At 64.1% G+C, this 23,950-nt stretch carries 36 protein-coding genes and 1 pseudogene; 32 read left to right on the forward strand and 5 right to left on the reverse strand.

Annotated features, from left to right (window positions below; genetic code table 11):
* The 26 genes and pseudogenes from rplB to VN419_RS06470 all read left to right on the forward strand — a co-directional run.
* Positions 1-189 (forward strand): annotated as a pseudogene (gene rplB / locus VN419_RS06345) (50S ribosomal protein L2); the annotation flags it as partial.
* A gap of 9 nt (positions 190-198) precedes the next feature.
* Entirely contained in the window at positions 199-477 is a 279-nt protein-coding gene (rpsS, locus tag VN419_RS06350; protein WP_305570686.1) for a 30S ribosomal protein S19, read from the forward strand.
* Between the two features lie 13 nt (positions 478-490).
* The gene (gene rplV, locus VN419_RS06355; RefSeq protein WP_325645625.1) at positions 491-823 is read left to right on the forward strand and encodes a 50S ribosomal protein L22; all 333 of its coding nucleotides are present in this window, start codon (positions 491-493) and stop codon (positions 821-823) included.
* Between the two features lie 9 nt (positions 824-832).
* Positions 833-1,471, forward strand: coding sequence for a 30S ribosomal protein S3 (rpsC, locus tag VN419_RS06360; RefSeq protein ID WP_325645627.1), 639 nt, complete (start codon positions 833-835; stop codon positions 1,469-1,471).
* Positions 1,471-1,887 (forward strand): 50S ribosomal protein L16, encoded by a 417-nt coding sequence (rplP, locus tag VN419_RS06365; protein ID WP_325645629.1) that lies wholly within the window; start codon positions 1,471-1,473, stop codon positions 1,885-1,887. The genes rpsC and rplP overlap by 1 nt, the downstream gene beginning before the upstream one ends.
* Positions 1,887-2,081, forward strand: a complete 195-nt coding sequence (rpmC, locus tag VN419_RS06370; protein WP_325645631.1) for a 50S ribosomal protein L29 — start codon at positions 1,887-1,889, stop codon at positions 2,079-2,081. Before rplP ends, rpmC begins: the two co-directional genes overlap by 1 nt.
* Positions 2,082-2,085: 4 nt before the next feature.
* Complete coding sequence (rpsQ, locus tag VN419_RS06375; protein ID WP_305570696.1) at positions 2,086-2,352, forward strand: 30S ribosomal protein S17; 267 nt, start codon at positions 2,086-2,088, stop codon at positions 2,350-2,352.
* An 8-nt stretch (positions 2,353-2,360) separates the two neighbouring features.
* Complete coding sequence (gene rplN, locus VN419_RS06380; RefSeq protein WP_325645634.1) at positions 2,361-2,729, forward strand: 50S ribosomal protein L14; 369 nt, start codon at positions 2,361-2,363, stop codon at positions 2,727-2,729.
* Between the two features lie 30 nt (positions 2,730-2,759).
* Positions 2,760-3,080 (forward strand): 50S ribosomal protein L24, encoded by a 321-nt coding sequence (gene rplX / locus VN419_RS06385; protein WP_371133088.1) that lies wholly within the window; start codon positions 2,760-2,762, stop codon positions 3,078-3,080.
* Between the two features lie 9 nt (positions 3,081-3,089).
* The gene (gene rplE, locus VN419_RS06390; RefSeq protein ID WP_325645636.1) at positions 3,090-3,629 is read left to right on the forward strand and encodes a 50S ribosomal protein L5; all 540 of its coding nucleotides are present in this window, start codon (positions 3,090-3,092) and stop codon (positions 3,627-3,629) included.
* Positions 3,630-3,641: 12 nt separating this feature from the next.
* Positions 3,642-3,827, forward strand: a complete 186-nt coding sequence (locus tag VN419_RS06395; RefSeq protein ID WP_089271632.1) for a type Z 30S ribosomal protein S14 — start codon at positions 3,642-3,644, stop codon at positions 3,825-3,827.
* 18 nt (positions 3,828-3,845) lie between these two features.
* Positions 3,846-4,229 carry a 30S ribosomal protein S8 gene (gene rpsH / locus VN419_RS06400; protein WP_325645641.1) on the forward strand — a complete coding sequence of 128 codons (384 nt, stop codon included), beginning with the start codon at positions 3,846-3,848 and terminating at the stop codon, positions 4,227-4,229.
* Between the two features lie 12 nt (positions 4,230-4,241).
* Complete coding sequence (gene rplF, locus VN419_RS06405) at positions 4,242-4,781, forward strand: 50S ribosomal protein L6 (protein ID WP_325645643.1); 540 nt, start codon at positions 4,242-4,244, stop codon at positions 4,779-4,781.
* 12 nt (positions 4,782-4,793) lie between these two features.
* Positions 4,794-5,153, forward strand: coding sequence for a 50S ribosomal protein L18 (rplR, locus tag VN419_RS06410; protein WP_325645645.1), 360 nt, complete (start codon positions 4,794-4,796; stop codon positions 5,151-5,153).
* A gap of 11 nt (positions 5,154-5,164) precedes the next feature.
* The gene (rpsE, locus tag VN419_RS06415) at positions 5,165-5,656 is read left to right on the forward strand and encodes a 30S ribosomal protein S5 (RefSeq protein ID WP_325645647.1); all 492 of its coding nucleotides are present in this window, start codon (positions 5,165-5,167) and stop codon (positions 5,654-5,656) included.
* Positions 5,657-5,692: 36 nt separating this feature from the next.
* Positions 5,693-5,866 carry a 50S ribosomal protein L30 gene (rpmD, locus tag VN419_RS06420; protein ID WP_325645649.1) on the forward strand — a complete coding sequence of 58 codons (174 nt, stop codon included), beginning with the start codon at positions 5,693-5,695 and terminating at the stop codon, positions 5,864-5,866.
* Positions 5,863-6,309 carry a 50S ribosomal protein L15 gene (gene rplO / locus VN419_RS06425; RefSeq protein ID WP_325645651.1) on the forward strand — a complete coding sequence of 149 codons (447 nt, stop codon included), beginning with the start codon at positions 5,863-5,865 and terminating at the stop codon, positions 6,307-6,309. The genes rpmD and rplO overlap by 4 nt, the downstream gene beginning before the upstream one ends.
* Positions 6,310-6,315: 6 nt before the next feature.
* Entirely contained in the window at positions 6,316-7,635 is a 1,320-nt protein-coding gene (secY, locus tag VN419_RS06430; RefSeq protein WP_325645653.1) for a preprotein translocase subunit SecY, read from the forward strand.
* Positions 7,636-8,406 (forward strand): type I methionyl aminopeptidase, encoded by a 771-nt coding sequence (gene map, locus VN419_RS06435; RefSeq protein WP_325645655.1) that lies wholly within the window; start codon positions 7,636-7,638, stop codon positions 8,404-8,406.
* A gap of 134 nt (positions 8,407-8,540) precedes the next feature.
* A complete protein-coding gene (gene rpmJ / locus VN419_RS06440) occupies positions 8,541-8,654 on the forward strand; it encodes a 50S ribosomal protein L36 (protein WP_089271614.1) in 114 nt (37 codons plus the stop codon).
* 15 nt (positions 8,655-8,669) lie between these two features.
* Positions 8,670-9,050: a 30S ribosomal protein S13 gene (gene rpsM / locus VN419_RS06445; RefSeq protein WP_325645659.1), complete on the forward strand. Its 381-nt coding sequence runs from the start codon at positions 8,670-8,672 to the stop codon at positions 9,048-9,050.
* A gap of 105 nt (positions 9,051-9,155) precedes the next feature.
* Complete coding sequence (gene rpsK / locus VN419_RS06450; RefSeq protein WP_325645661.1) at positions 9,156-9,542, forward strand: 30S ribosomal protein S11; 387 nt, start codon at positions 9,156-9,158, stop codon at positions 9,540-9,542.
* An 18-nt stretch (positions 9,543-9,560) separates the two neighbouring features.
* Entirely contained in the window at positions 9,561-10,187 is a 627-nt protein-coding gene (gene rpsD, locus VN419_RS06455) for a 30S ribosomal protein S4 (RefSeq protein ID WP_325645663.1), read from the forward strand.
* A 12-nt stretch (positions 10,188-10,199) separates the two neighbouring features.
* Complete coding sequence (locus VN419_RS06460; RefSeq protein WP_325645665.1) at positions 10,200-11,240, forward strand: DNA-directed RNA polymerase subunit alpha; 1,041 nt, start codon at positions 10,200-10,202, stop codon at positions 11,238-11,240.
* Positions 11,230-11,643: a 50S ribosomal protein L17 gene (gene rplQ, locus VN419_RS06465; RefSeq protein WP_325645667.1), complete on the forward strand. Its 414-nt coding sequence runs from the start codon at positions 11,230-11,232 to the stop codon at positions 11,641-11,643. The genes VN419_RS06460 and rplQ overlap by 11 nt, the downstream gene beginning before the upstream one ends.
* A 120-nt stretch (positions 11,644-11,763) precedes the next feature.
* On the forward strand, positions 11,764-12,660 hold the full coding sequence (locus tag VN419_RS06470; RefSeq protein WP_325645669.1) for a selenium metabolism-associated LysR family transcriptional regulator: 897 nt from the start codon (positions 11,764-11,766) through the stop codon (positions 12,658-12,660).
* A gap of 83 nt (positions 12,661-12,743) precedes the next feature.
* On the opposite strand, the gene VN419_RS06475 is transcribed toward VN419_RS06470, so the two are convergent.
* From VN419_RS06475 to VN419_RS06490, 3 genes are read right to left on the reverse strand one after another with little or no spacing between them, the layout of a single operon-like run.
* The gene (locus VN419_RS06475) at positions 12,744-13,610 is read right to left on the reverse strand and encodes a menaquinone biosynthesis protein (protein ID WP_325645671.1); all 867 of its coding nucleotides are present in this window, start codon (positions 13,608-13,610) and stop codon (positions 12,744-12,746) included.
* Complete coding sequence (gene mqnC, locus VN419_RS14575) at positions 13,610-15,871, reverse strand: cyclic dehypoxanthinyl futalosine synthase (RefSeq protein ID WP_414652920.1); 2,262 nt, start codon at positions 15,869-15,871, stop codon at positions 13,610-13,612. Before mqnC ends, VN419_RS06475 begins: the two co-directional genes overlap by 1 nt.
* Positions 15,846-16,541 carry a TetR/AcrR family transcriptional regulator gene (locus VN419_RS06490; RefSeq protein WP_325645673.1) on the reverse strand — a complete coding sequence of 232 codons (696 nt, stop codon included), beginning with the start codon at positions 16,539-16,541 and terminating at the stop codon, positions 15,846-15,848. The genes mqnC and VN419_RS06490 overlap by 26 nt, the downstream gene beginning before the upstream one ends.
* A 140-nt stretch (positions 16,542-16,681) precedes the next feature.
* On the opposite strand from VN419_RS06490, the gene VN419_RS06495 reads away from it, so the two are divergent.
* Genes VN419_RS06495 through VN419_RS06510 form a run of 4 tightly spaced genes read left to right on the forward strand, consistent with a single transcriptional unit; the run spans position 16,682 to position 19,644 of the window.
* Entirely contained in the window at positions 16,682-17,527 is an 846-nt protein-coding gene (locus VN419_RS06495) for a 1,4-dihydroxy-6-naphthoate synthase (RefSeq protein WP_325645675.1), read from the forward strand.
* 39 nt (positions 17,528-17,566) lie between these two features.
* Positions 17,567-18,376, forward strand: a complete 810-nt coding sequence (locus VN419_RS06500) for a PhzF family phenazine biosynthesis protein (protein WP_325645677.1) — start codon at positions 17,567-17,569, stop codon at positions 18,374-18,376.
* Complete coding sequence (locus VN419_RS06505; RefSeq protein WP_325645679.1) at positions 18,373-18,717, forward strand: cupin domain-containing protein; 345 nt, start codon at positions 18,373-18,375, stop codon at positions 18,715-18,717. Before VN419_RS06500 ends, VN419_RS06505 begins: the two co-directional genes overlap by 4 nt.
* On the forward strand, positions 18,718-19,644 hold the full coding sequence (locus VN419_RS06510; RefSeq protein WP_325645681.1) for an AEC family transporter: 927 nt from the start codon (positions 18,718-18,720) through the stop codon (positions 19,642-19,644).
* Here the strand turns inward: VN419_RS06510 and VN419_RS06515 are convergent.
* Positions 19,641-20,942, reverse strand: a complete 1,302-nt coding sequence (locus VN419_RS06515; protein WP_325645683.1) for a DUF401 family protein — start codon at positions 20,940-20,942, stop codon at positions 19,641-19,643. The two genes, VN419_RS06510 and VN419_RS06515, sit on opposite strands and share 4 nt — an antisense overlap.
* 201 nt (positions 20,943-21,143) lie before the next feature.
* Between VN419_RS06515 and VN419_RS06520 the strand changes: the two genes are divergently transcribed.
* Positions 21,144-21,683: a hypothetical protein gene (locus VN419_RS06520; RefSeq protein WP_325645685.1), complete on the forward strand. Its 540-nt coding sequence runs from the start codon at positions 21,144-21,146 to the stop codon at positions 21,681-21,683.
* On the opposite strand, the gene VN419_RS06525 is transcribed toward VN419_RS06520, so the two are convergent.
* A complete protein-coding gene (locus VN419_RS06525; RefSeq protein ID WP_325645688.1) occupies positions 21,680-22,219 on the reverse strand; it encodes a tetratricopeptide repeat protein in 540 nt (179 codons plus the stop codon). The genes VN419_RS06520 and VN419_RS06525 overlap by 4 nt on opposite strands.
* 144 nt (positions 22,220-22,363) lie before the next feature.
* On the opposite strand from VN419_RS06525, the gene VN419_RS06530 reads away from it, so the two are divergent.
* Positions 22,364-23,950, forward strand: a 1,587-nt coding sequence (locus VN419_RS06530; protein ID WP_325645690.1) for an aldehyde ferredoxin oxidoreductase C-terminal domain-containing protein, incomplete at its 3' end; no start/stop codon positions are given.

Raw genomic sequence — 23,950 nt, forward strand, 5'->3', positions numbered from 1 at the left:
GGCAAGCGCCCTGAAGTGCGCGGCGTGGCCATGAACCCGGTCGACCACCCGTTGGGCGGTGGCGAAGGCAGGAGCTCCGGCGGTCGGCATCCGTGTTCCCCGTGGGGCATGCCGAGCAAGGGTTACAAGACCCGCAAGCCGAAGAAGTCGTCCTCGAAGCTCATCGTCAAGCGCCGCGGGCAGAAGTAGGAGTAGAACATGGCCAGATCTATCAAAAAGGGTCCGTTCGTCGACGGTCATCTTCAGAAGAAGATCGAGACTTCGACCGAGAACAAGGACCGTCGCGTCATCAAAACCTGGTCCCGCCGGTCGACCATACTTCCGGAAATGGTCGGGCTCACCTTCGCCGTCCACAATGGCCGGAAGTTCATTCCCGTGTTCGTCACCGAGAACATGGTCGGGCACAAGCTGGGCGAATTTTCGCCCACCCGCACCTTCTTCGGTCACGCCGCGGACAAGAAAGCCAAGGGCAAGTAGGGGAGCGTAACCAATGGAAGCCAAAGCTATCGCCAAGTACCTGCGCGTTTCCGCGCGCAAGGTGCGCATCGTGGCGGAGAACATCAAGGGCAAGCCCGTTGAGGATGCGCTGAACATCCTGAAGTTCACGCCCAAAAAGTCGGCTCAGCTCATCAGCAAGGTGTTGTATTCGGCCATCGCCAACGCTGGGCAGATGCCCGGCTGCGACGTGGACGCCCTCGTGGTCGGCAATGTGATGGTGAACGAAGGCCCGTCGTGGAAGCGCATCATGCCGCGCGCCATGGGCCGTGCTTACCGGATCCATAAGCGCACCAGCCACATAACCGTCATCGTGAAGGAAAAGTAGGGGGGCGCCATGGGTCAGAAAGTACATCCGATCGGGTTCCGCCTGGGTTACAACAAGAACTGGCTTTCCCGCTGGTTCAGCAAGAAGGACTATCCGGCCTTCGTGCTCCAGGACGATCAGCTCCGTAAGTACGTCAAGAAGAAGCTCTACCACGCGGGTCTCGCCAAGATCGAGATCGAGCGCGCTGGTGGCAAGGTGCGCCTTGTGCTGCACACCGCCCGTCCGGGCATTGTCATCGGCCGCAAGGGCGCGGAGATTGAAAAGCTGCGCGACGACCTGAAGAAGGAGTTCGGCTGCGACATCACCATCGAGGTGAATGAGATCCGCCGTCCCGAGGTCGAGGCCCAGCTCGTGGCCGAGAGCATCGCGACCCAGCTGGAACGCCGCGTGGCCTTCCGCCGGGCCATGAAGCGCACGGTCGCCCTGTCCCGCAAGTTCGGAGCCGAGGGCATCAAGGTTGCCTGCGCTGGCCGCCTGGCCGGCGCCGAAATCGCCCGCTCCGAGTGGTACCGCGACGGCCGCGTGCCCCTGCACACCCTGCGCGCCGACATCGACTTCGGCTACGCCACCGCTAAAACCACTTATGGTATCATCGGTGTGCGGGTGTGGATCTTCAAGGGTGAGATTCTCGACGAGAGAGGTAAGTAATGCTGTCTCCTAAAAAACTGAAATACCGGAAGAAGCAGAAGGGCCGGATCAAGGGGCCTGCCGTTAAGGGCAGCACCATCGCCTTCGGCGACGTGGCCCTGAAGACCCTGGAGCCCGGCAAGCTGTCCAGTCAGCAGATCGAGGCCGCCCGTATCGCCATCATGCGCCACATCAAGCGCGGCGGTAAGGTCTGGATTCGCATGTTCCCGGACTACCCGGTCACCAAGAAGCCCGCTGAAACCCGCATGGGTTCCGGCAAGGGCGCTCCCGAGGGTTGGGCCGCTCCGGTCCGCGCCGGGCGCATCCTGTACGAAGTCAAAGGTGTCGAGCTTGAGGTGGCCAAAGTGGCGCTTACCCGCGCCATGCACAAGCTGCCTGTGAAGACGGTCATCGTGGTGAAGGAGGGGGCTGAGTAATGAACGTGAAAGACATCCGCGCCCTGGACGCCGCCGAGCTGTCCGCCAAGCTGGCCGAGTTCCGCAAGGAGCTCTTCAACCTGCGCTTCCAGCATGCCACCGCGCAGCTGGAGAACACGCAGCGCATTCCCGCTGTCAAGAAAGTCATCGCGCGCATCCTGACCGTTCAGCGTCAGCGCGAACTGGGAGCATAAGCCAATGGCTGAAACCACTCACGAAAGCAACCGGCGCACCCTGACCGGGACCGTGGTGAGCGACAAGGGCGACAAGACCATCGTGGTCAGCGTTGCCACCCTTGTGAAGCACCCCCTGTTCAAGAAGTACATCCGTCGCCGCAAGAAGTTTATGGCCCATGACCCCAACAACGACTGCGGCATCGGCGATACCGTGACCATCATCGAGCATCGCCCCATGAGCGCCCGCAAGCGTTGGCATCTGTCCAAAATTGTTGAGAAAGCGGTGTAGGTGTAGCCATGATCCAGAGCGAAACCAATCTCGACGTCGCCGACAACTCCGGCGCCAAGCTGGTGTGCTGCATCAAGGTGCTCGGCGGCTCCAAGCGTCGTTACGCCTCCGTGGGCGACATCATCGTGGTGTCCGTGAAGGACGCCATGCCCCATTCCAAAGTGAAGAAGGGCGCCGTGATGAAGGCCGTTGTTGTGCGCACCCGCAAGGAAGTGGGCCGTCCCGACGGTTCCTACATCAAGTTCGACAGCAACTCCGCCGTTCTTCTGAACAACGCCAATGAGCCCCTGGGCACCCGTATCTTCGGGCCCGTCGCTCGCGAGCTGCGTCTGAAGAACTTTATGAAGATCGTATCCCTGGCCCCGGAAGTACTGTAGCTTCTGGTATTGGGACGAAAGGATAGCATCATGAACTGCAAGATTCGGAAAGACGACAAGGTCATGATCCTTGCCGGCAAAGACAAGGGCAAGATCGGCAAAGTGATCAAGATCCTTCGCAAGAAGGACCGTGTCCTTGTCGAAGGCGCCAACAAGGTCAGCCGTCACACCAAGGCCAATCCCTACGCCAATCAGCCTGGCGGGATTGTGGAAAAGGAAGCCCCGGTGCACGTTTCCAACGTCGCTGTGGTCTGCAACGCCTGCGCCAAGGCCACCCGCGTCGGTTACCGGGTGAACGAGGACGGCAAGAAAGTTCGCTTCTGCAAGAAGTGCAACGAAACCATCCAGTAGGTGTGCCCCATGAGACGGCTTGAAAAAGATTACAACGAGCGCGTGGTGGCTGAGCTCAAAAAAGAGTTCGGCTACAAGTGCAACATGGAGATCCCTCGCGTTGAGAAGATCTCCCTGAACATCGGTCTCGGCGAAGCCAGCCAGAATGCCAAGCTCATCGACGAAGCCGTCATTGAGCTGACCAAGATCGCTGGCCAGAAGGCCGTGGTCACCCGGGCGAAAAAGTCCATCGCGGCCTTCAAGCTGCGCGAGGGACAGCCCGTCGGTTGCCGCGTCACCCTGCGCGGAGAGCGCATGTGGGACTTCTACGACAAGCTGGTGTCCTTTGCTCTGCCCCGTGTCCGCGACTTCCGTGGCGTTCCTGACCGTGGCTTCGACGGCCGCGGCAACTTCACCATGGGCATCAAGGAGCACACGATCTTCTTCGAACTGGAGATCGACAAGGTGGAGAGGGTCAAGGGCATGAACATCACCATCTCCACCACCGCGAAGACGGACAAGGAAGGCAAGCTTCTGCTCGACCTCCTTGGCATGCCTTTCAAAAAATAGGAGGAAACCGGTTTGGCCAGGACAAGTCTCAGGGTGAAAGCCCAACGCAAGCCGAAGTTCAAGGTCCGGGCGTACAATCGTTGCCCCATCTGCGGTCGCTCCAGGGCGTATTTGCGCAAGTACGGCTGCTGCCGCATCTGTTTCCGCAACAAGTCCCTGGCTGGCGAACTCCCCGGCGTGCGCAAAGCCAGCTGGTAAGTCCAAGGAGTACTGACAATGTCTGTCGTTGATCCCATTGCCGACATGCTCACGCGCATCCGCAACGCCCATGGCGCCTTCCACTCTACCGTGGAAATGCCCGGCTCTAAGATGAAATCGGCCATCGCCGAGATCCTCAAGGCCGAGGGCTACATCATTGATTGCGCGAGCGCTGAGAATTCGCTCAAGCTGACCCTCAAGTACGCCGGCGGCAAACCCGCCATCAGCGGCCTGAAGAAGGTCAGCACCCCGGGACGCCGCGTGTACGTCGGCGTCGAGGACATCCCCAAGGTCCAGAATGGCCTGGGGATCTGCATCCTGTCCACTTCCCGCGGCTTGCTCGCGGGCGGACAGGCCGCCGCCGAGAAGATCGGTGGCGAACTTCTGTGTGAAATCTGGTAAAAGAGGTCAGTCATGTCTCGAATCGGGAAAAAACCTGTTCCCATCCCTGCCGGGGTGGAGGTGAAAGTCGGCGCTGAAGCCGTGCAGATCAAGGGCCCCAAGGGTTCCTTGTCCACCCCCGTGCATCCGAGCGTCACCTACGTGGTGGAAAGCTCCGAGATCACGGTCAATCGCGTGGACGACACCCGTGTGGCGTGCAGCCAGCACGGGCTGCGCCGTACCCTTCTGGCCAACTGCATCGAAGGCGTCACTAAGGGTTTCCAGAAGACCCTTGAGGTCATCGGCGTTGGTTACAAGGTCGCTGTCCAGGGCAAAAAGGTTGTGCTCACCGTGGGCTTTTCGCACCCGGTGGAGTTCCCCCTGCCCCAGGGCATTGATGCGGCGGTTGACGGCAGCAAGCTGAATTTGACCGGCATCGATAAGCAGCTTTTGGGCGAAGTGGCCGCGCAGATTCGTCGTGTGCGCCCGCCCGAGCCGTATAAGGGCAAGGGCATCAAGTACGCGGAAGAACACATCAGGCGTAAGGCCGGCAAGTCCGGTTCCAAAAAATAGCGGAGTGCGGCTATGAAGATGACCAAAGAACAAGCGCGGGCTCGCAGAAAGCTGCGCATCCGCAAAAAGGTGAACGGCACCGAGCAGAAGCCCCGTCTGGTGGTGTTCCGCTCCAACGTGCACATCTACGCTCAGCTCGTCGACGACGAGACGGGCGCCACTCTGGCGAGTTCTTCCACTCTCGTTCTGTCCCGCGCGGGACAGACGGCTCGCGCCAACCGCGAGGGTGCGGCCATCGTCGGCAAGGATATTGCCGAGAAGGCCAAAGCCAAGAACATCGAGGCCGTGGTCTTCGACCGCAACGGCTACATCTACCACGGCCGTATCAAGGCCCTTGCAGACGGCGCCCGCGAGGGCGGCCTCAAATTCTAGGGTGGGTTGACATGGAACAGAACGATTCCGGTTTCATCGAAAAGATCGTGTACTTGAACCGCGTGGCCAAGGTCGTCAAAGGCGGCCGTCGGTTCAGCTTCAGCTGCCTGGTGGTCGTGGGCGATGGTCAGGGCAAGGTCGGTTACGGCCTTGGCAAGGCCAACGAAGTCCCCGAAGCCATCCGCAAGGCCACTGACCGCGCCCGCAAGGACATGATCACCGTGCCCGTGCTTGACGGCACGCTGCCCTACGAAGTCCTTGGCCGCTTCGGCGCTGGCCGCGTCATGCTGAAGCCCGCCAGCCGCGGTACCGGCATCATCGCCGGCGGCCCGGTGCGCGCGGTCATGGAGGCCGTGGGCATCCACGACATCCTGACCAAGGCCATCGGCACGTGCAACCCGCACAATGTGCTGCGTGCCACCATGTGTGGCCTGGCTTCCCTGCGCAGCGCCGAGAGCGTGTCCGACCTGCGCGGCAAGACGCTGTCCACTCCCAGGAAGTAAGAACCCCGCTCGCCGGGTTCACATACGAGGTTTGCCGTGATTACGATTAAACTCCTCCGCAGCCGCATCGGTTGTTCGCCCGCTCAGCGCAAGACGCTGGACGCTCTGGGCCTCAAGCGCATCCGGCAGGAAAATACGTTTGAGGAAGCCCCTTCTGTTGCGGGCATGGTCGAGAAAGTGAAGCACCTGGTTGAGGTGACCAAGTCATGAGACTGCACGAACTGTATCCCTTCCCGGAAGAATACGCCCAGCGCAAGCGCGTTGGCCGCGGTCCCGGCTCCGGCTCCGGCTGCACCTCCGGGCGCGGCAACAAGGGCCAGAACTCCCGCTCCGGCGGCGGCCGTCCTGCTTGGTTCGAAGGCGGCCAGATGCCTCTGGCCCGCCGTCTGCCCAAGCGTGGCTTCAAGAACCCGCACCGTGTGGTGTACGAGGCCATTAACCTCGACCACCTGCTTGCGGCCTTCCCCGGCGCCACCGAGATCACCCTTGAGGCGATCTACGAACGCGGCCTGTGCAAGGCCGGCGCTCCGCTGAAGATCCTCTCCCGCGGCGACGTGGCCGTGAAAGTCAGCGTCGAGGCTCATCGCTTCAGCGCTGCCGCTGTGGAGAAGATCACCAAGGCTGGCGGAACCGTCAAGGCTCTGGAAGGTTAATCAACTGTGGCGCTCTCCGGTGTTGAAAATCTCGCCCGCCTGCCCGAGCTGAAGAAAAAGCTCCTCTGGACCTTCGTTCTTCTGGCCGTGTACCGCCTCGGGATCCATATCCCGGTGCCGGGCGTGGACAGCCATGCTCTGACGGAGTTCTTCAACAGTGCTTCGAACACCCTGTTCGGCCTGTTTGACATGTTCTCTGGCGGCGGCTTGAAAAAACTGTCTATTTTCGCACTGGGCATCATGCCCTATATCTCCGCGTCCATCATCCTCCAGTTGCTGACCGTGGTGAGCCCCGAGCTCAAGCGGTTGTCTAAGGAGGAGGGCGCGGAGGGCCGTAAGAAAATCACCCAGTACACGCGCTACGGCACGGTGCTCATCACCTGCATCCAGGGTCTCGGCGTCGCCGTGGGCCTGGAGAGCATGATGAGTCCCACCGGGCAGTCCCTGGTCCTCTTCGGAGGCTGGGGTTTCCGCCTGGTGACCATGGTCACTCTGACCGCGGGCACCGTGTTCCTCATGTGGTTGGGTGAGCAGATGACCCAGAAGGGCATCGGCAACGGCATCTCCATGATCATCTTCGCCGGTATCGTGGCTGGTTTGCCTTCGGCGCTGGTGAACACCTTCCGGCTGGTGAGCGCGGGCGAGCTTTCGCTCATCATGCTCCTGCTCATCCTGGCGCTCATGGGCGCCGTGCTGGTCTTCATCGTCTTCGTGGAGCGCGGTCAGCGCCGCATCCCCATCCACTACGCCAAGCGCATGCTCGGCCGTAAGATGGTGGGTGGCCAGACCACGCATCTGCCTTTGCGCATCAATGTGGCGGGCGTCATTCCGCCGATCTTCGCGTCGAGCATTTTGCTCTTCCCGGCCACGCTGGCGAACTTCTCCAGCGTTGAGTGGCTGAAGCAGATCTCGCAGCACATGACGCCTTCGTCGATCATCTATAATGTCCTGTTCATCGCGCTTATCCTGTTCTTCGCCTACTTCTACACGGCCATTCTCTTTGATCCCAAGGGCATCAGCGAGAACATCCAGAAGCAGGGCGGGTTCATTCCGGGCATTCGTCCGGGCGCGAAGACCCGTGAGTACATCGACAAGGTGCTCGCCCGCATCACCCTTTGGGGCGGCATCTATATGTCCGTTATCTGTGTTCTGCCCATGCTGCTCATCAGCCAGTTCAACATTCCCTTCTACTTTGGCGGCACCAGTCTGCTCATCGTGGTGGGCGTGGCCATGGACTTCATGGGCAAAATCGAGTCGTACCTCATCTCCCGTCAGTACGAAGGTCTGATGGGCGGAGGCAAGGCCCGCATCAAGGGCAGGCAGTAATTGAAAAAGGCACGCGGCATCTTTCTCAAGAATGAGAAGGAGCTTGGCCTCATGCGTGAGGCCGGGCGCATAGTGTCCTGTATCTTGGATGAGATTGGCAAAGCCGTGAAACCCGGCGTGCCGACCATGGTCTTTGAAGACATCGCTCGCAGAATGTGCGATGAGTTCAAGGTGAAGCCCGCATTTTTGGGCTACCTCGGCTTCCAGTACGCAATCTGCTGCTCCGTGAACGAGGTCATCGTGCACGGGTTCCCCTCCACTGAGCATATTCTCAAGGAGGGAGACATAGTAAGCATTGATATGGGCGTGGTGTACCAGGGTTTCCACGGCGATTCCGCAAGGACCTTCGCTGTGGGAGTTGTAAGCCCTGTTGCTAAACGCCTTATGGATGTGACGAAAGAGTCCTTGGATCTGGGCATTGCCCAGGTACGCAGCGGAGCGAACCTCTACGACGTTTCCGCCGCCATCCAGACTCACTGCGAGGATGCTGGTTTCGGCGTTGTTCGGCGTTTTGTGGGGCATGGCATTGGTGTCAAGCTGCACGAGAAGCCTGAGATTCCGAACTTCGTACCCCGCGGGCTTGCCGGTGTGACGCTCAAGCCTGGCATGTGCCTGGCCATCGAGCCGATGATCACCGAGGGCAGTTATGATGTGGATATCTTGGAGGATCGCTGGACAGCGGTGACCAAGGACCGGAAGCTCGCCGCCCATTTTGAGCATACCGTGGCGGTGACCCCTGATGGACCGGTTATTTTGACGGTCAGTGATTAGAAAATGCTTGCGTTCTTTCGGCAACGCATATATTTTCCTCCGTCTTAAGATTGGTCGTTAACGCTCGGCCTCTGGCCAAGCATACTGTGTAGAACGGCACCTTTACGTAAGGAGCCGAGCAAGTGGAGTAGGGCATGAAAGTACGGCCTTCCGTGAAGAAGATGTGTCCCAAGTGCAAAATCATCCGTCGGCGCGGCGTTTTGCGGGTTATCTGCGAGGATCCCCGCCACAAGCAGCGCCAGGGTTAAGAGAGGGGTACAAGAGTGGCTCGCATTGCTGGCGTTGATCTGCCCAGAAACAAGCGGCTGGACATCGCGCTGACGTATATCTACGGCATTGGCCGTACGACAGCGCTTTCGATTCTCGACACCGTCGGAATCGATTGGACAAAGAATACCGACGTTCTCTCCAATGAGGAAGTTAACCTCATTCGCGTGGAGATCGAGGCCAACCACAAAGTCGAAGGTGACCTGCGTCGCGACGTGACGCAGAACATCAAGCGCCTGATGGACATTGGCTGCTACCGTGGCCTTCGCCATCGCAAGGGCTTGCCCGTGCGTGGACAGCGCAGCCACACCAATGCTCGCACCCGCAAGGGACCGCGTCGCACCGTGATGGGCAAGAAGAAGGCTCCCGCCAAGTAGGCGGTGATCCTTCCCGAAGGAAACAAATCTCGGACGCCATGAGCAATCATGGTGTCCGTGCTTTTCCGAATGATATGATCGCCTGCGGGCGAAGCGAGGACAGACATGGCTAAACCCCGTCGCACAGGGAAAAAGAAAGAGAAGAAGAGCATACCCGTTGGCTTGGTCCACGTGCATGCCAGCTTCAACAACACCATCATCAGCTTCACCGACCTGAAGGGCAATGTGGTGAGCTGGGCCAGCGCTGGCGCCTCCTTCAAGGGCTCCCGCAAGAGCACCCCGTTTGCCGCGCAGATCGCCGCCGAAACCGCCGCCCGCAAGGCCCAGGATTGCGGCATGCGTCTGGTCGGCATCTTCGTCAAGGGCCCCGGGTCCGGGCGTGAGGCCGCCATGCGCGCCATCAACAACGTGGGCATGAAGGTCAGCTTCATCCGCGACGTGACCCCCATCCCGCACAACGGCTGCCGGCCTCCCAAGCGCCGTCGCGTCTAAGACCCAAGGAGGAACAACTTGGCTCGTTATACCGAAGCGAAATGCAGGCTCTGCCGCCGCGAAGGCCAGAAGCTTTTCCTCAAAGGCGACCGTTGCTTTACGGACAAGTGCGCCTATGAGCGCCGTCCGTACGCCCCTGGTTTTGCCGGCAAGCTTCGCAAGAAGCTGTCCGACTACGCCGTGCAGCTGCGTGAAAAGCAGCGTGTGCGTCGCATGTACGGCATTCTCGAGGGTCAGTTCCGCAACTACTTCAAGCGTGCGGAATCCCAGAAAGGCGTCACCGGCGCCAACCTGCTGATCCTGCTTGAACGTCGCCTGGACAACGTGATCTACCGCCTGGGCTTCGCCAATTCGCGCGATCAGGCCCGCCAGCTGGTGCGTCACGGCCTGTTCAGCCTGAATGGCCGCAAGGTGAACATTCCGTCTCTGCAGGTGCGCCCGAGCGATGTCATCGAGGTGCGCGAGAAGAGCCGTAAGGTCCCGGTCATCACCGAGGCTCAGGAAGTCATCGCCCGTCGTGGCTGCCCTTCTTGGCTCGAGAGCGACGGCGCCTCTTTCAAGGGCGTTGTGAAGGCTCTGCCGACCCGGGAAGACATCCAGTTCCCGATCAATGAGCAGCTCATCGTCGAACTGTACTCCAAATAAGCAGGTGTAGGCATGCTTATTCAAAACGGCGACAAGCTTATCAATACACGCAACTGGTCCGAGCTGGTGAGGCCGGAGCAGCTCGCGCGCGACCCCAAGTCCACGGACATGTACGGGAAATTCGTGTGCGAGCCCCTGGAGCGCGGATTTGCCACAACCATTGGCAACTCGCTCCGGCGCGTGCTGTTGTCTTCGCTGCAGGGCGCGGCCATCGTCGCCGTCCGCATCGAAAGCGTGCAGCACGAATTCACCACGGTCAAGGGCGTGCTTGAGGATGTCACCGAGATTATCCTCAACCTCAAGCAGGTCCGCCTGGCCATGACCAGCGTCGAGCCGCAGAAGCTCGTGCTGGAAGCCAAGAAGAAAGGCCCGGTGACCGCCGTCCACATCAAGGAAAATCAGAACGTGCGCGTCCTGAATCCTGAGCAGCCCATCGCCACCCTCTCCGAGGACCGCGAACTGCGCATGGAGCTTGAGGTGCGCATGGGCAAGGGCTATGTGCCCTCCGAAATGCACGAGGGACTGGACGACGAGATCGGCCTCATCACCATGGATGCGAGCTTCTCCCCCGTGAGAAAGGTCGCCTACATGGTGGAGCAGGCCCGCGTTGGCCAGATGACCAACTACGACAAGCTGCTGCTTGAGGTTTGGACCGACGGCTCCCTGTCCCCCGAGGACGCGGTGGCCTACAGCGCCAAGATCCTGAAGGACCAGCTGAGCGTGTTCATCAACTTCGACGAGCAGTCCTCGGACAAGAAGAAGAGCACCGACCTTGACATGGATCTCAATCCGAACCTGCTCAAGAGCATCGACGAGCTTGAGTTGTCGGTTCGCGCCACCAACTGCCTGAAGGCCGCGAACATCGCCTTCGTGGGTGAACTGGTCCAGCGCACCGAGGCCGCCATGCTCAAGACCAAGAACTTTGGCCGCAAGTCCCTGGATGAGATCCGTCGCGTTCTGGAGAGCATGGACCTGCGCTTTGGCATGACCGACGAGGTCCTTGAGAAAAAATTCCAGGAACTGCTCAAGAGGAAAGAAAGAAATGAGGCATAACAAGTCCGGGCGTAAGCTCAACCGCAATAGCTCCCACCGTAGCGCCATGTTCAAGAACATGGCCCGGGCCGTCATGACTTACGAAACCATCCGCACCACCGAGGCCAAGGCCAAGGAACTGCGCGGCGTGGTGGACGGCCTCATCACCCTGGCCCTGAAGAACGACCTGCCTGCGCGTCGCCAGGCCTTCAAGGTTTTGGGCAACCACCAGCTCGTCAAGCGCCTGTTTGATGAAGTCGGCCCCCGCTTCACCGGCGGCGCGGGCGGTTACACCCGCATCGTGAAGCTCTCCCAGCCCCGCGTGGGCGACAGCGCTCCCATGGTCATCTTCGAGCTGACCAAGCTCGCCGAGAAGGCCGCTGCCGAACCCGCCGCCAAGGCCGAGGAAAAAGCCGCCGAGTAGGCTCTCTCCTAGGTGCTGGCGTAAGCACAGCGTTTAAAAAAGGACGGTTCGCCGTCCTTTTTTTTGTCTTGCGCTATAGGTATGCTAAATGCTATGTCTCTTTGATATCGGAGGTAGGGAATGGATTTCCGAAAACTTGAGGCCTTTTGCAAGGTCTATGAATTGAAAAGCTTTTCAAAGGCCGGGCTCGAGCTTCAGCTTTCGCAGCCCACCATCAGCGCGCACGTCGCCAACCTTGAAGAAGAACTTGGCGTCCCGCTCTTCGATCGCCTTGGGCGCACTGTGTTGCCCACGCAGGCAGGGGAAGTGCTGTACCGTGGCGCCAAACAGGTTTTTCAGCAGGTGGGGCGCATCAACTCCGAAATCGGGCTCCTGCGCGACATGGTCGTGGGCGACCTGCTCCTTGGCGGCAGCACCATTCCGGCCAACTATATCCTGCCGAATCTGCTCAAGACTTTTCTTGGCCTGTACCCGTCCTTGCGCGTGCACATGACCATCGGAGACACGGACTCCATCATCCGCCAAGTGGGGCAGGGCCGGCTGGAACTTGGCATCGTCGGCTCGCAGCCGGAACAGCAGGGCATCGCCTCTTATCCGCTGCACCGCGACGAGCTCGTCATGGTCACCGCCCCCTGTCTGAGCGAAGGCAAGCCGGAGCCCAAGAGCCTCCGTGAGCTGCGCTCCTGGCCCTGGATCCTGCGCGAACGCGGGTCCGGCACCAGGCGCTTCATGGAAACCCTGCTCAAGGGCGCGGGCATTCCCATCAGCGACCTCAAGGTGAGCTTGTGGGTGGAGAGTACCGAGGCGGCCATCCAGTGTGTGCGTTCGGGCCTTGGCGTCAGCGTGGTCTCCAAACTCGCCGCGCAGCCTTACCTGGACCGTGGCGAGCTGGTGTGCCTGGACGTGATGGCCCAGAAGCTGGAACGCTCCTTCTATCTCATCCTGCGCCAGGGGCGCGAGCTGCTCCCCGCGGCCAGCCTGTTCATTGAGCACGTGCGTAACGCCACCAAGGGCTAACGAGCCCGCGCCACAGATAAGGGCCGCCTTGCAGTTGCGAGGCGGCCCTTTTTCATTGCTGGCCCGGCTGGCGAATCACGCGCTTAGTCCAGCGGCAGAAAGCACAGCTCCGGAACGGCCGGGATGACGCCCGCCCCGGCCAGCCGCTCGTAAAACAGTCTGAGGCCCGACAGTTCCTCCTCGCCCAGATCATACACCAGCCCGTCGAAGTACGAGCGCATCTCCGCTTCGGTCAGAATGCTGCTGGGCGCGGCTACGGCGGAAATGCGATCCAGGTGCGCCTGGCCCCATTTCTTGGCTTCGATGAGCAGGCGTGCGCCAGCGGCAACCTCTGCGGCGCGCGTGCGCACGGCCTCGCGGCTGGCTATCCATAAACCGAAGATGAAGGGCAGGCCCGTCCATTCTCGCCAAGCCTCGCCTAGGTCCATGCGATACGGGTAGTCCGGGTGGCGGCGCAGGTTCAGCGCCTCGTCTCCGATGCACAGGATGGCCTCCGGCCTCTGCCCGCTTTTGAGCAGGGCCGTGGCGTCGCCGGTCTCATAACGCGGGGTGACGCCGATGTGCTGCCGGAGCAGCAAGTCCACCAGCGCGGCCGAGGTATGGGACTGGGCGCTGGCCAGGATGGTGGTCCCGTCCAGGTCTTCGGGCCTTGTGCGGCACAGCAGCAGCACGCTCTGCACCGGGCCCCGGCTGCCGATGGCCAGGTCCGGCACGATGAAGTACTTTTCCGGGTGCCGGGCGTACTCGATGCACGAGCAGCCGGACAGATCCAGCCTGCCGTGGTCCATGAGGACGTTCAGCTCCGCCGGCGGTCCGGCGATGAGCTCGAAGCCACCTGCCCATTCCGGGGTGAGGATGCCCTGTTCCAACGGGTAGTGCAGGGGCAGCACATTCAAATAGCCGATGCGGCCCAGCTTGATCGGACGGACGTGAGTGCAGGAGGCGTTCATCAGGCCAGGCCCCCCGTGGCGTCAGTCTCGCCGTTTTGCGGCACCAGTTGGTAGTTCATGCGCCGTTGCCGGGGCGTGAACCCGGCCGCCAGCACCAGGGCGTCGATTTCCTCGCGCGTGAGGCGGAACGACACTCCGGCCGCGCGCACCACGTTCTCCTCGATCATGGTGGAGCCGAAGTCGTTGCCGCCGAAGAAGAGCGCGAGCTGTGCGATCTTCGGGCCCATGGTTACCCAGGACACCTGCACGTTATCCACGTTGTCCAGCACCAGGCGCGAGAGGGCCAGCAGGCGCAGGTACTCCACGCTGGTGAGCTGCCGGGCCACAATGTTGGTGTTTTCCGGCTGGAAGGTCCAGGGAATGAAGGCCGTAAAGCCGCCCGTCCTGTCCTGGCTCTCGCGCACATTGAACAGGTGGCGCAGGCGGTCGTCCTCCGCCTCCTCGTGGCCGAACATCATGGTGGCCGTGGTGCGCAGGCCTTGGGCGTGGGCCTCCTCCATGACGGAAAGCCACTGCCCGGCTGGGCATTTGTTGGGCGAAACCTTGGAGCGCACCTCGTCCACAAGAATCTCCGCCCCGCCGCCGGGGATGGAGTCGAGCCCGGCGGCCTTGAGCCGCGCAATGACCTGGGCGGTGGTCAAACCGCTGACCTTGGCGAAATGGACGATCTCCGGCGGGGAAAAGGCGTGCACATGGATGGGGTAGCCGTCCTTGATGAAGGCGAGCATGTCCTCGTACCAGGAGAGCGGCAGGTCCGGGTGGTGCCCGCCCTGCATGAGGATCTGCGTGCCGCCCAGGGCGATGGTCTCCTCGATCTTCTTGCCGATCTCCTCGAAGGAGAGCACGAAGCAGTCCTTGTCGCCCGGGGCGCGGAAATAGGCGCAGAAGCGGCAGGCACATACGCAGACGTTGCTGTAGTTGATGTTCCGGTCCACCACATAGGTCACCATGGGCTCCGGATGCTTGCGCAGGCGCACCTGGTGCGCGGCGTGTCCCAGGGCGTGCAGATCGGCGTGTTTATACAAGGCGCGGGCGGTGTCGAAGTCCAGCCTGGCCCCGGCCGCGGCGGCGTCCAGCAGGCCCTGCAGGGTGGAGGACGAGGGTGCGTCGGTCCAGGGTTTGGCCTCGTCCTTCGGCTGCGACACCGGCCTGAAACGCGCGTCCCGCTCCACCGGCGTCAGGCCCATGCCGCGGATCATGGCCTCAAGCTGGCTCTTGGTCAGGCCTTGTTCGCTGGTGGCCCCGGCCATGTGGCCGATCTTCTCCTCCACCACGGTGCCGTCCAGGTCGTCGGCCCCGAAGAAGAGGGCTCCTTGCGCCTGCTTCACGGTCAGCATCACCCAGTAGGCCTTGATGTGCGGGATGTTGTCGAGCATGAGGCGGCTTATGGCGATGGTCTTGAGCTCGTCCACGCCGGTGAGGGGCTTCTCCACCCGGATGGCGTTGTTCTCGGTCTGAAAGGGCAGGGGGATGAAGCAGGTAAAGCCGTCCGTGCCGTTTGCCACGGACAGGTCCTGCTGCCGGCGCAGGCGGTCCAGGTGGTCCAGCCGGTCGTCGATGGATTCCAGGTGGCCGAAGAGCATGGTGCAGTTCGTCGCCAAACCCAGTTCATGCGCTTCCCCATGGATGCGCAACCACTCCTCGGCCGTGGACTTCCTGGGGCAGATGCGCTTGCGCACCGAGGGCTCGAAGATTTCCGCCCCGCCGCCGGGCAGCATGGCCAGGCCTGCGTCCTTCAGGATTTGCAGCACCTCGCGCGTGCTGATGCCCTCAAGTGTGGCGAAGTGGGCGATCTCCACGGCGGTGAAGCACTTGAGCGTGGCGCCCGGGAATTCGCGCTGCACGGTGGAGAGCAGATCCACGAAGAAGGACAGGCGCAGGTCCGGGTGGCAGCCGCCCACGATGTGCACTTCGCGCGGGGGCAGGGGCGCGTTTTTGAGGCGCTCCACGGCCTGGGCTATGGAAAGCTCGAAGCCGCCCTCCTGGCCTTTCTCCCGCTGGTAGGCGCAGAAGGCGCAGGCGTTGACGCAGACGTTGGTGTAGTTGATGTGCCGGTTGACCACATAGAAGGCTTTGTCGCCGTGCAGTTGCGTGCGGCGGAAGTGCGCCAGCGCGCCTACGGCGGTCACGTCCGGGCAGGCAAAGAGCCTGCGGCCGTCCTCGATGCTCAGGCGCTCCCCGGCGACGACCTTGCGGGCGATGTCCGTCAGGCCGAGGGCGGCGAAGCGTTTCTCGTCAATCGTGTTGGCGTGTGGGGACATTCTGGTCTCCTGTGGGGACCGCAAGGCCCCGGCTCAAGATGTCGGCCAGGGCCGCCAGGCGGTCTTGGCGTATGTTTTCGTCGTCCAGGGAAAGGCCGTAGCCAGCGTCCAGCAGGGCGGAGTCCTGGGCCGTCAGGGCCCGGTCCAGGGCGGCCTCGATGAGGAAGGCTGCGGCCAGCGGGTCCACCTCCGGGCGGATCTCGCCGCGCACCTGTCCGCCTTCCACCAACTCGCGGAAGTAGGTCAGGGCCTCGCCGCGCACCTGGGAAAGCAGCATGGCGCGCATGGGAAAGTCGTCCTGGGTGACCATGCGCCGGTACACCCGCCAGATGAGCGGATGCGCGCGGGCAAAGGCCGCGCCCTCCACAAAAACCCGGCGCAGGCGCGCGGGAAAGGCCTCGCCCGTGTCCGCGTCGCGGATGGCTTTGAGGGGTGCCTTGATCTCGTCCAGCGCGCGGGTGAACAGGTGTCGGAAAAGTCCTTCCTTGCTGCCGAAGTACTGGAACAGCGAACCCTTGGCGATGCCCAGGCGGCCCACGATGCGGTTCACGCTGGCCTGATGGTACCCGTGCTCGGCAAACTCGGCCAGGGACTCCTCAAGCACGCGGCCACGCTTGTGCGGGTCCAGGTTGTCGAAGGTTTGCCGGGGTGTGTCGCGGGGAGTGTCCATGTGCTTGCGCTTGCCTCTGCGGGGCTGGGGGAGTAGTATATCCGTCAAGTGACCGGGTGGTCATTCGTATGCCCGCAGGCCCGGCCTGTCAACCTCGCCACTGAACTTCACAACACAATCCCCTTTGCCCGGAGCCTTCCATGCGCCTTTCCCTGCACTATTCGCCCTGTCCCAACGATACCTTTATCTTCCACGCCCTGGCGGCCGGTCTGGTGCGCGTGCCCGGCGCGGAACTCGACATCGCCCTGGCCGACGTGGAGCGCCTGAACGAGGCCGCGGCCAAACACGCGCCGGACATCTGCAAGGTCTCCGTGGCCGCCGCCGCCGGCGTGCTGGACGAGTACCGCGTGCTGCGCGCGGGCGGGGCACTGGGCCGGGGCGTGGGCCCGGTGCTGGTGAGCAAGGCCTGCGACCGCCTGGAAGACCTGGACGGCAAGCGCGTGGCCATTCCAGGCCGCCGCACAACGGCCAACCTCATCTTCGGCCTTTTATGCCGCGAACGCGGCATCACGCCGGAAATCGTTGAACTGGTGTACGACGAGGTCATGCCCGCCGTGGCTTCCGGCGCCTGCGCCGCGGGCGTGGTCATCCACGAGGGCCGCTTCACCTTTGCCGAGCACGGCCTCTCGCGCCTGCTGGACCTGGGCGCGTGGTGGGAGGAGGACCGGGGCCTGCCCATTCCGCTGGGCTGCATCATCATGCGCCGCTCCCTGGGGCTTGGGCTGGCGCGCGCCGTGGACAACGCCATCCGCGAAAGCCTGCAGCACGCCCGCGCCCACCCCGGGGCCGGGGCGCAGTACATCCGCGAGCACGCCCAGGAGATGGACCCGGGCGTCATCGCCCGGCACATCGAGACCTTTGTCACCGACGCCAGCCTGGACATCGGGTCCGAGGGCGAGGCCGCCGGGCTGGCGCTCATGGCCGAGGCGCGCCGGGCGGAGGGCCTCAGCGAGGCCCCGGCGGACGTGTTCCTGAAGGCGGAGTAGCCGTTTCAGCCCGCCGTGCCGCACGAAAGGAGGACAAGCATGACCCGCACCTACCGGCTGTATCAAGTGGATGCCTTTGCCGAGGGCGTTTTTTCCGGCAACCCGGCGGCCGTGGTGCCGCTGGACGAGTGGCTGCCGGACGAAACCCTGGCCGCCATCGCCGAGGAGAACAATCTTTCGGAAACGGCCTTCTTCGTGCCCCTCGGGTCCGGTGCGTACCGCCTGCGCTGGTTCACGCCCACTTTTGAAATCGACCTCTGCGGCCACGCGACCCTGGCCACGGCCTGGGTGGTCTTCAACGAGCTTGGTTTTGCGGGCCCGCGCATCCGGTTCGAGTCCAAGAGCGGCCCCCTGTTCGTGGAGAAGGACGGCGACCTGCTGGCCCTTGATTTCCCCTCCTGGCCGCCAAAGCGCGTGGAGGTGACGGACGCCATGCGCCGCGCCTTCGGGGCCGAGCCCCTGGAGGCCTGGGCCCTGCGCGACCTTTTGTGCGTGTTCGGGGACGAGGACGTGATCCGCAACATGAAGCCCGACCTCGCGGCCTTCCATGAGATGCCCTACGTGTGCAACATTGCCAGCGCCAAGGGCCATGCGGACGGGGAGTACGACTTCGTGTCCCGCGTGTTCTGCCCGGAGGTGGGCATCCCGGAGGACCCTGTGACCGGCTCGGCCCACAGCCTGCTCACGCCCTTCTGGGCCGAGCGCCTGGGCAAGACGAAGTTCAACGCCTACCAGGCCTCGCGCCGGGGCGGGCGGCTTTTCTGCGAGCTCAAGGGCGAGCGGGTGCGCATCGCGGGACGCGCGGCCCTGTACATGCGGGGCGAGATCAGCCTGGAGGGTAAGCCATGAGCGAGAAACAAGGGGGCGACGCCTCGCCCCATTACAGCATTTCCGCCCGGCAGAGCATCCTTGAGACCCCGGAGGCGCGGGTGACGCTCATGACCCTGGCCCCGGGCGAGGCCACGCCCTGGCACAGGCACAGCGTCATCGCGGACACGGCCTTCCGCCTGGACGGCGAGGTGGAGGTGCAGGCGCGGGAACCCGAGGAGAGCATCCGCCTGTTGCCCGGCGCGCCCTGCCGCATGGAGCCGGGCCGCGTGCACCGCGTGGCCAACGCGGGCGCGACGCCCTGCCGCTTCCTGCTGGTGCAGGGCGTGGGCGCGTATGATTTCGTGAAGGTCCAGGCCTAGGTGGACAGCCTTTTCGTCGCCGTGTCCTGCCTGCTCTTCGGCGTATTGCTGCGCCGCCTGGGCAGGCTGCCAGAGGGCGCGGACCGCACCATCTCCGGCGTGGTCATCCAGCTTTCCGCCCCGGCCGTGTGCTTCATCGCCGCGCGCAACATGCCCATCTCGGCCGAGATGCTCCTGCCTGCCAGCATGGCCTGGATCATCTTCGCCGGGGGCCTCGCCTTCTTCGGCCTGGCCAAGCGGCTCTTCGGCCTCACGCGGGAGACCTTCGGCTGCCTGATGCTCACCACGGCGCTCAGCAACGTGGTCTTCATCGGCCTGCCCATGATCGAGGCCTTTTTCGGGCATGAGCTGGTCTACGTGGCCTTTCTGTGCGACAGCCCCGGCACCTCCCTGGTGTTGGCGATTCCCGGCGTGCTGCTGGCCGCGCACCTCTCGCCCTTTGAACGCCGGGAAGGCGGCCCGGCCAAACAGGTCTGGCTGGCCCTCAAGCGGGTGTTCTCCTTCCCGCCCTTCCAGGCCCTGGTGCTGGGCCTGGCCCTGCGCGGCGTGGTGCTTCCCGATTGGCTGCTCAAGGGCCTGGGGCACATCGGCATGACCCTTGTGCCGCTTTCGCTCTTTTCCGTCGGATTGGGGCTTGCCCTCAAGCCGCCCAAGGGCGCGGGCAGGCCCCTGGCCCTCGGCCTGGCCTACAAGCTGGTGCTGGCCCCGCTCTTGATGCTCGGGGTCATCGTGTTCGGCTTTGGCAACACGGGGCCCGTGGCCCAGGTGGCGGTGTTCGAGGCGGCCATGCCGCCCATGGTGCTGGGCGGAATCCTGGCCACGGACAACGGCCTGGACCCAAAGCTGGCCTCGCTTTTGGTCAGCGTGGGCACGCCGCTGGCCTTCCTCACCCTGCCCCTGTGGCGCTGGGTGCTTGCCGGGCTTTAGAACACGCGCGTCAACAGCAGAAACCAGCCGATTCCGCACCCCAGCAGCAGCCCGCAGGGCATGAGCAGCCGCCGCCACGTGGGGCCGATGTCCGCGCCGAAGAACTGGCAGGACAGGATGAAGCACACGTGCAGGGGCGAGACCATGACCCCGGTGAAGCCCGCGAAGAGCCCCAGCGTCAGGTAGGGCAGCAGCGGGATTTCCACGCCCGTGGCTGCGCCGACATTGTGCAGCACGCCCAGGATGATGGGGAAGGTGGCGCCTACGAAGGCCACGGTGATGCCGGAGATGAGCCCCACCAGAAAGGGCAGGCAGAGGGTGAGGGCGAAGAGCGCGCCCGGGCCGGAGGCCACGCTGGCCAGCTGTTCCACCGCGCCGGAGGCCTGCAGCACGTCCTTGAACACCAGCACAGACACCACCAGCGCCACCAGCCGGTACAGTTCCTTGTCGCGCAGCACCCCGGCCACGAAGCCCGGGCCCACGCGGTTCTGGATGAGCGCGCAGGAGATGGCCAGCAAGAGCGCGGCCATGATGCCCAGCTCAAAGGGCAAATCCGGCGCGAGGAAGGTCATGCCCACCTCGAAGCCCAGGCCGCAGCAGATGGCGATGAGCATGGGCAGGCCCTCGTACAGGGCGGCGCGGATGTCGCGCGGGGCCTCCGCCTGGGGCTGCGCGCCCGCAAGGTGCGCCGTGGCCGGGCGCATGATGAAGCGCCAGCCGAGCGCCATGCACAGAAGGATGCACGGACTGGTGTACACGATGAGCCGCGCCAGCGGCACCCCGGCCAGAGACGAGGTGAGGATGATGCCGGGGTAGAGCGGCCAGCACAGCTCCCACAGGTGCCGGAACCAGTAGTTCACCAGGGCCGTGTCGCGGCGCGCAAGGCCCAGCTCGTCGGCCATGTCGCGCACCAGGGGCGCGGAGAACACCGCGCCGCCGGGCATGGGCAAAAAGCCCACCAGGGCGGGGAAGAAGGCCAGGCGCAGCTTGGGATCGGCCAGAAAGCCCGTGGCGGCCTGCATCAGCCGCTTGGTCTGGCCGCTTTTCTCCAGCACTTCGGAAAGGAACAGGATCAGCGCCAGGATGAGCACGAGGTAGATGGTCTCGCGCTGGAACATGGACAGCGCGGCCACTTGCGCCCAGGCCAACACGGGCATGTGGAAGGAGAGCGCGAGGACCAGCCCGCCCGCGAGGACGGAGAGCCACAAAGGCTGGCGCAGGCGCAGGCCCGCCAGCATGACGCCGAAGGCGAAGAGCACCTTGGCCAGGGGCAGCAGTTGCACAAGGGGGTCGGTCACACGCGTCTCCGGCGGAAAAGAGGTGATGTTGTGCCGTGCTGGCCGCATTGCCAGCAGCACGTGGCGGTGATACTCCCTTTGCGCGCGCAGGTGAAGCCCCGGCCAGAGGCTCTGTCTAGCCAGAAAATTGGCCCGGCCAGGAAATCGACCCGGCCGAAAGCCATACCCCTCGCGCCCCAAAGCCCAGCACAGGAGAAGCCCATGTCCAGCGCCAAAGACGTTCCGGCCTCCGCTCCGGCGGAGAGCCTCGTGCAGGATCCAGAACTGAAGAAGGCCATGCGCGCCCACATGACCGAGGTCATCATGGCCCGCGTGTCCCAGGACGAGGCCCGCCGCGCCGAGGCCCTGCGGGACTACCTGGCCCTGACCCAGGCCGCCGCCGACCTTGCCGCCGCCGACACCCTGTCCCTGATGGTGCCGCCGCTCATGCCCTCGCTGTACCGCCGCTGGATCGGCATGTTCGCCGCGCGCCTGTTCGAGACCGCAAGCGAAGAGCAGCTGCGCGTGCTCTGCGACGGCAGCGAGGAGAACGGCGCGGCCCTGGCGCTGATTTTTGTCATGTTCCTGGAGTCGGAGCGCATGGAGCGCCAGATGAGCGAGGACTTGTGCGCCTTCGGCCAGAGCGTGCAGGGCGAGGAGGGCGTGAGCGCCCAGATGGCCGACGTGGCGGCGGGCTACATCCGCGCCCGCGTGGCCGAGCTGGCCGGCAAGCAGGCGGGCGCGGAGAAAAAGGACAACTAGGCGGTCTTGGGCTGGTCCAGCACGCGCTCCACGGCCTCGGCCACTGCGGCGGCGGCGGGCAGCTGGTCCTCGGCGGCGGTCTCCACCAGGGCGATCTGCAGGTTCAGCTCGCGCGAGAGCGGCACGCTGTGCGGATCGAAGAAGAGCTTCCAGACCACGGCGGCCTTCTGCACACGGTCCAGCCGGGCCAGCACCAGGCCCAGGAACAGGATGGCCCGGTTGTTCTTGCGGTCCTTCTGCAGCAGGCGTTCGAACTCCACCTTGGCCTGGATGTACTGCCCCTGGCGGTACAGGCACTCGCCGTAGCGCTGGCGGGCCTCGGCGTTGTCAGACTCGGCCTGCAGGAAGCTCTTATACAGGCCAGCGGCCGTGGTGAAGTCCGCCGCCGCGAAGGACGTGTTGGCCTGGGCCAGCATGGGCGCTGTTTTTGAGGCCGCGGCCATGGGAGCAGCCTCGGCGCCGCGCGCGCGGTCCAGGAATCCGAACAGCAGCCTGCGCCGCGAAACGTCAATTTCTTCCTTTTTGTCCTGCGCCACCGGTGCCCTCCTGCTGCTCTGGCCCGCAAGGTGCTTGGGCCTTGCGATTCCTGGCGGCAGAGCATACTTCTTTCGGCCACGGGGTCAAGCCGCATTCGCCTGCGGTTATTCTTGCCGCGATTTTGACGAAGGAGCGCGCGCACCATGAGCGGAGAGCTGTTTGGTTGGACCGGGAGGGTGCTGCTCGTGAACCTGGACACGGGCAAAAGCGCGGCGCAGCCCCTGCCGGAGCGCGTGCGCCTGGAATACCTGGGCGGGCGCGGCCTGGGCGCGCACTTCCTGCGCAGCCTGTCCGTCTCCCGCTGCGAGTCCCTGGCCTGGGACGACCCGGACCTGCCCCTGGTCATCGCCGCTGGACCCTTGACCGGCACCGACGCCCCGGCCAGCAGCCGCTGCCATGTGGTCAGCCGCTCGCCCCTCACCGGGGCCGTGGGCGACGCGAGCCTGGGCGGCCGCCTGGGCCTGGAGCTGAAGCACGCGGGCTATGACGCCCTGGTCGTCACCGGCCGGGCGCGCAGGCTCTCCGGCATCGAGATCGACGACGCCAGCGTGCGCGTCACCGACGCCACCTCCCTTTCCCGGCTGCCCACGCCGGACGTGTTCACCCGTTTGCGCGCCTCGCGGCCATCAGGAGCCATCGCCGCCACCGGCCCGGCGGCGGAGAACCGCTGCAGTTTCGCCTCCATCCTGGCGGACGCGCACCACAGCGCCGCGCGCTGCGGCCTGGGCCTGGTGGCCGGGGCCAAGAACCTCAAGTACATCGCCGTGTGCGGCACGGGCTCGGTATCCGTGGCCGATCCTCAAGGGCTGGCCGCAGCCTGCGAGGACATCCTGCGTCTGGTGAACGCCTCGCCCGCGCTCATGGGCCAGCACGGCTTCGCCCGCTACGGCACGCGCAGCCTGTTCGACCTCATGGATTCCCGGCGCATGATGCCCACGGACAATTTCTCGCGCACGCACTTCGTGGACTCGGCCGGGCTGAACGCCCACGCCCTGGCCGAACGCTACCACCCCGTGCGCCGGGGCTGTCCCGGCTGCCCGGTGCAGTGCAAGGCCCTTTCCGGCGATGGCCGTCCCCTGCCGGAATACGAGGCCTTGAGCCATTTCACGGCGCTCATCGGCAACCGCATGCCGGAGCTGGCCCTGCGCGCCAATGACTTTTGCGCCTGCCTGGGGCTGGACCCCGTGAGCGCGGCCTCGGCCCTGGCCTGCCATCGGGAGGTTTCTGGGTGCGACTTTGAGCCGGACCAGGTGCTGGCGCTGTTGCTCGGCATGGCCACGGGCGAGGGGCCGCAAGGGGCTCTGGGTCGGGAGCTGGGCCAGGGCGCGGCGCGCTACGCCGCGGACCAGCGCCGCCCGGAACTGGCCATGCACGTGAAGGGCCTGGACCTGCCCGGCTACGATCCGCGCGGCGGCTACGGCCTAGCCCTGGCCTACGCCGTGAGCACCCAGGGCGGCAGCCAGCTGCGCGCCAATCCGCTCAGCCACGAGGTGCTGCGCAAACCCGTGGCCACGGACCGCTTCAGCTTTTCCGGCAAGGCGCGCATGGTCAAGAACGCGGAGGACGCCCTTGCCGCCGCCGATTCCCTCACCGTGTGCCGCCACCTCATGCTCGCCGCCGGGTTGGAGGAATACGCCAGGGCCTTTGCCGCCGTCACCGGGCTTTCCCCGGACGGAGGCGGCGGCGCGGCGGACCTGCTGCTGGCGGGAGAGCGCACCACCTATCTGGAG

It is taken from the genome of Humidesulfovibrio sp., from assembly GCF_035560995.1.
Lineage (GTDB): Bacteria > Desulfobacterota > Desulfovibrionia > Desulfovibrionales > Desulfovibrionaceae > Humidesulfovibrio.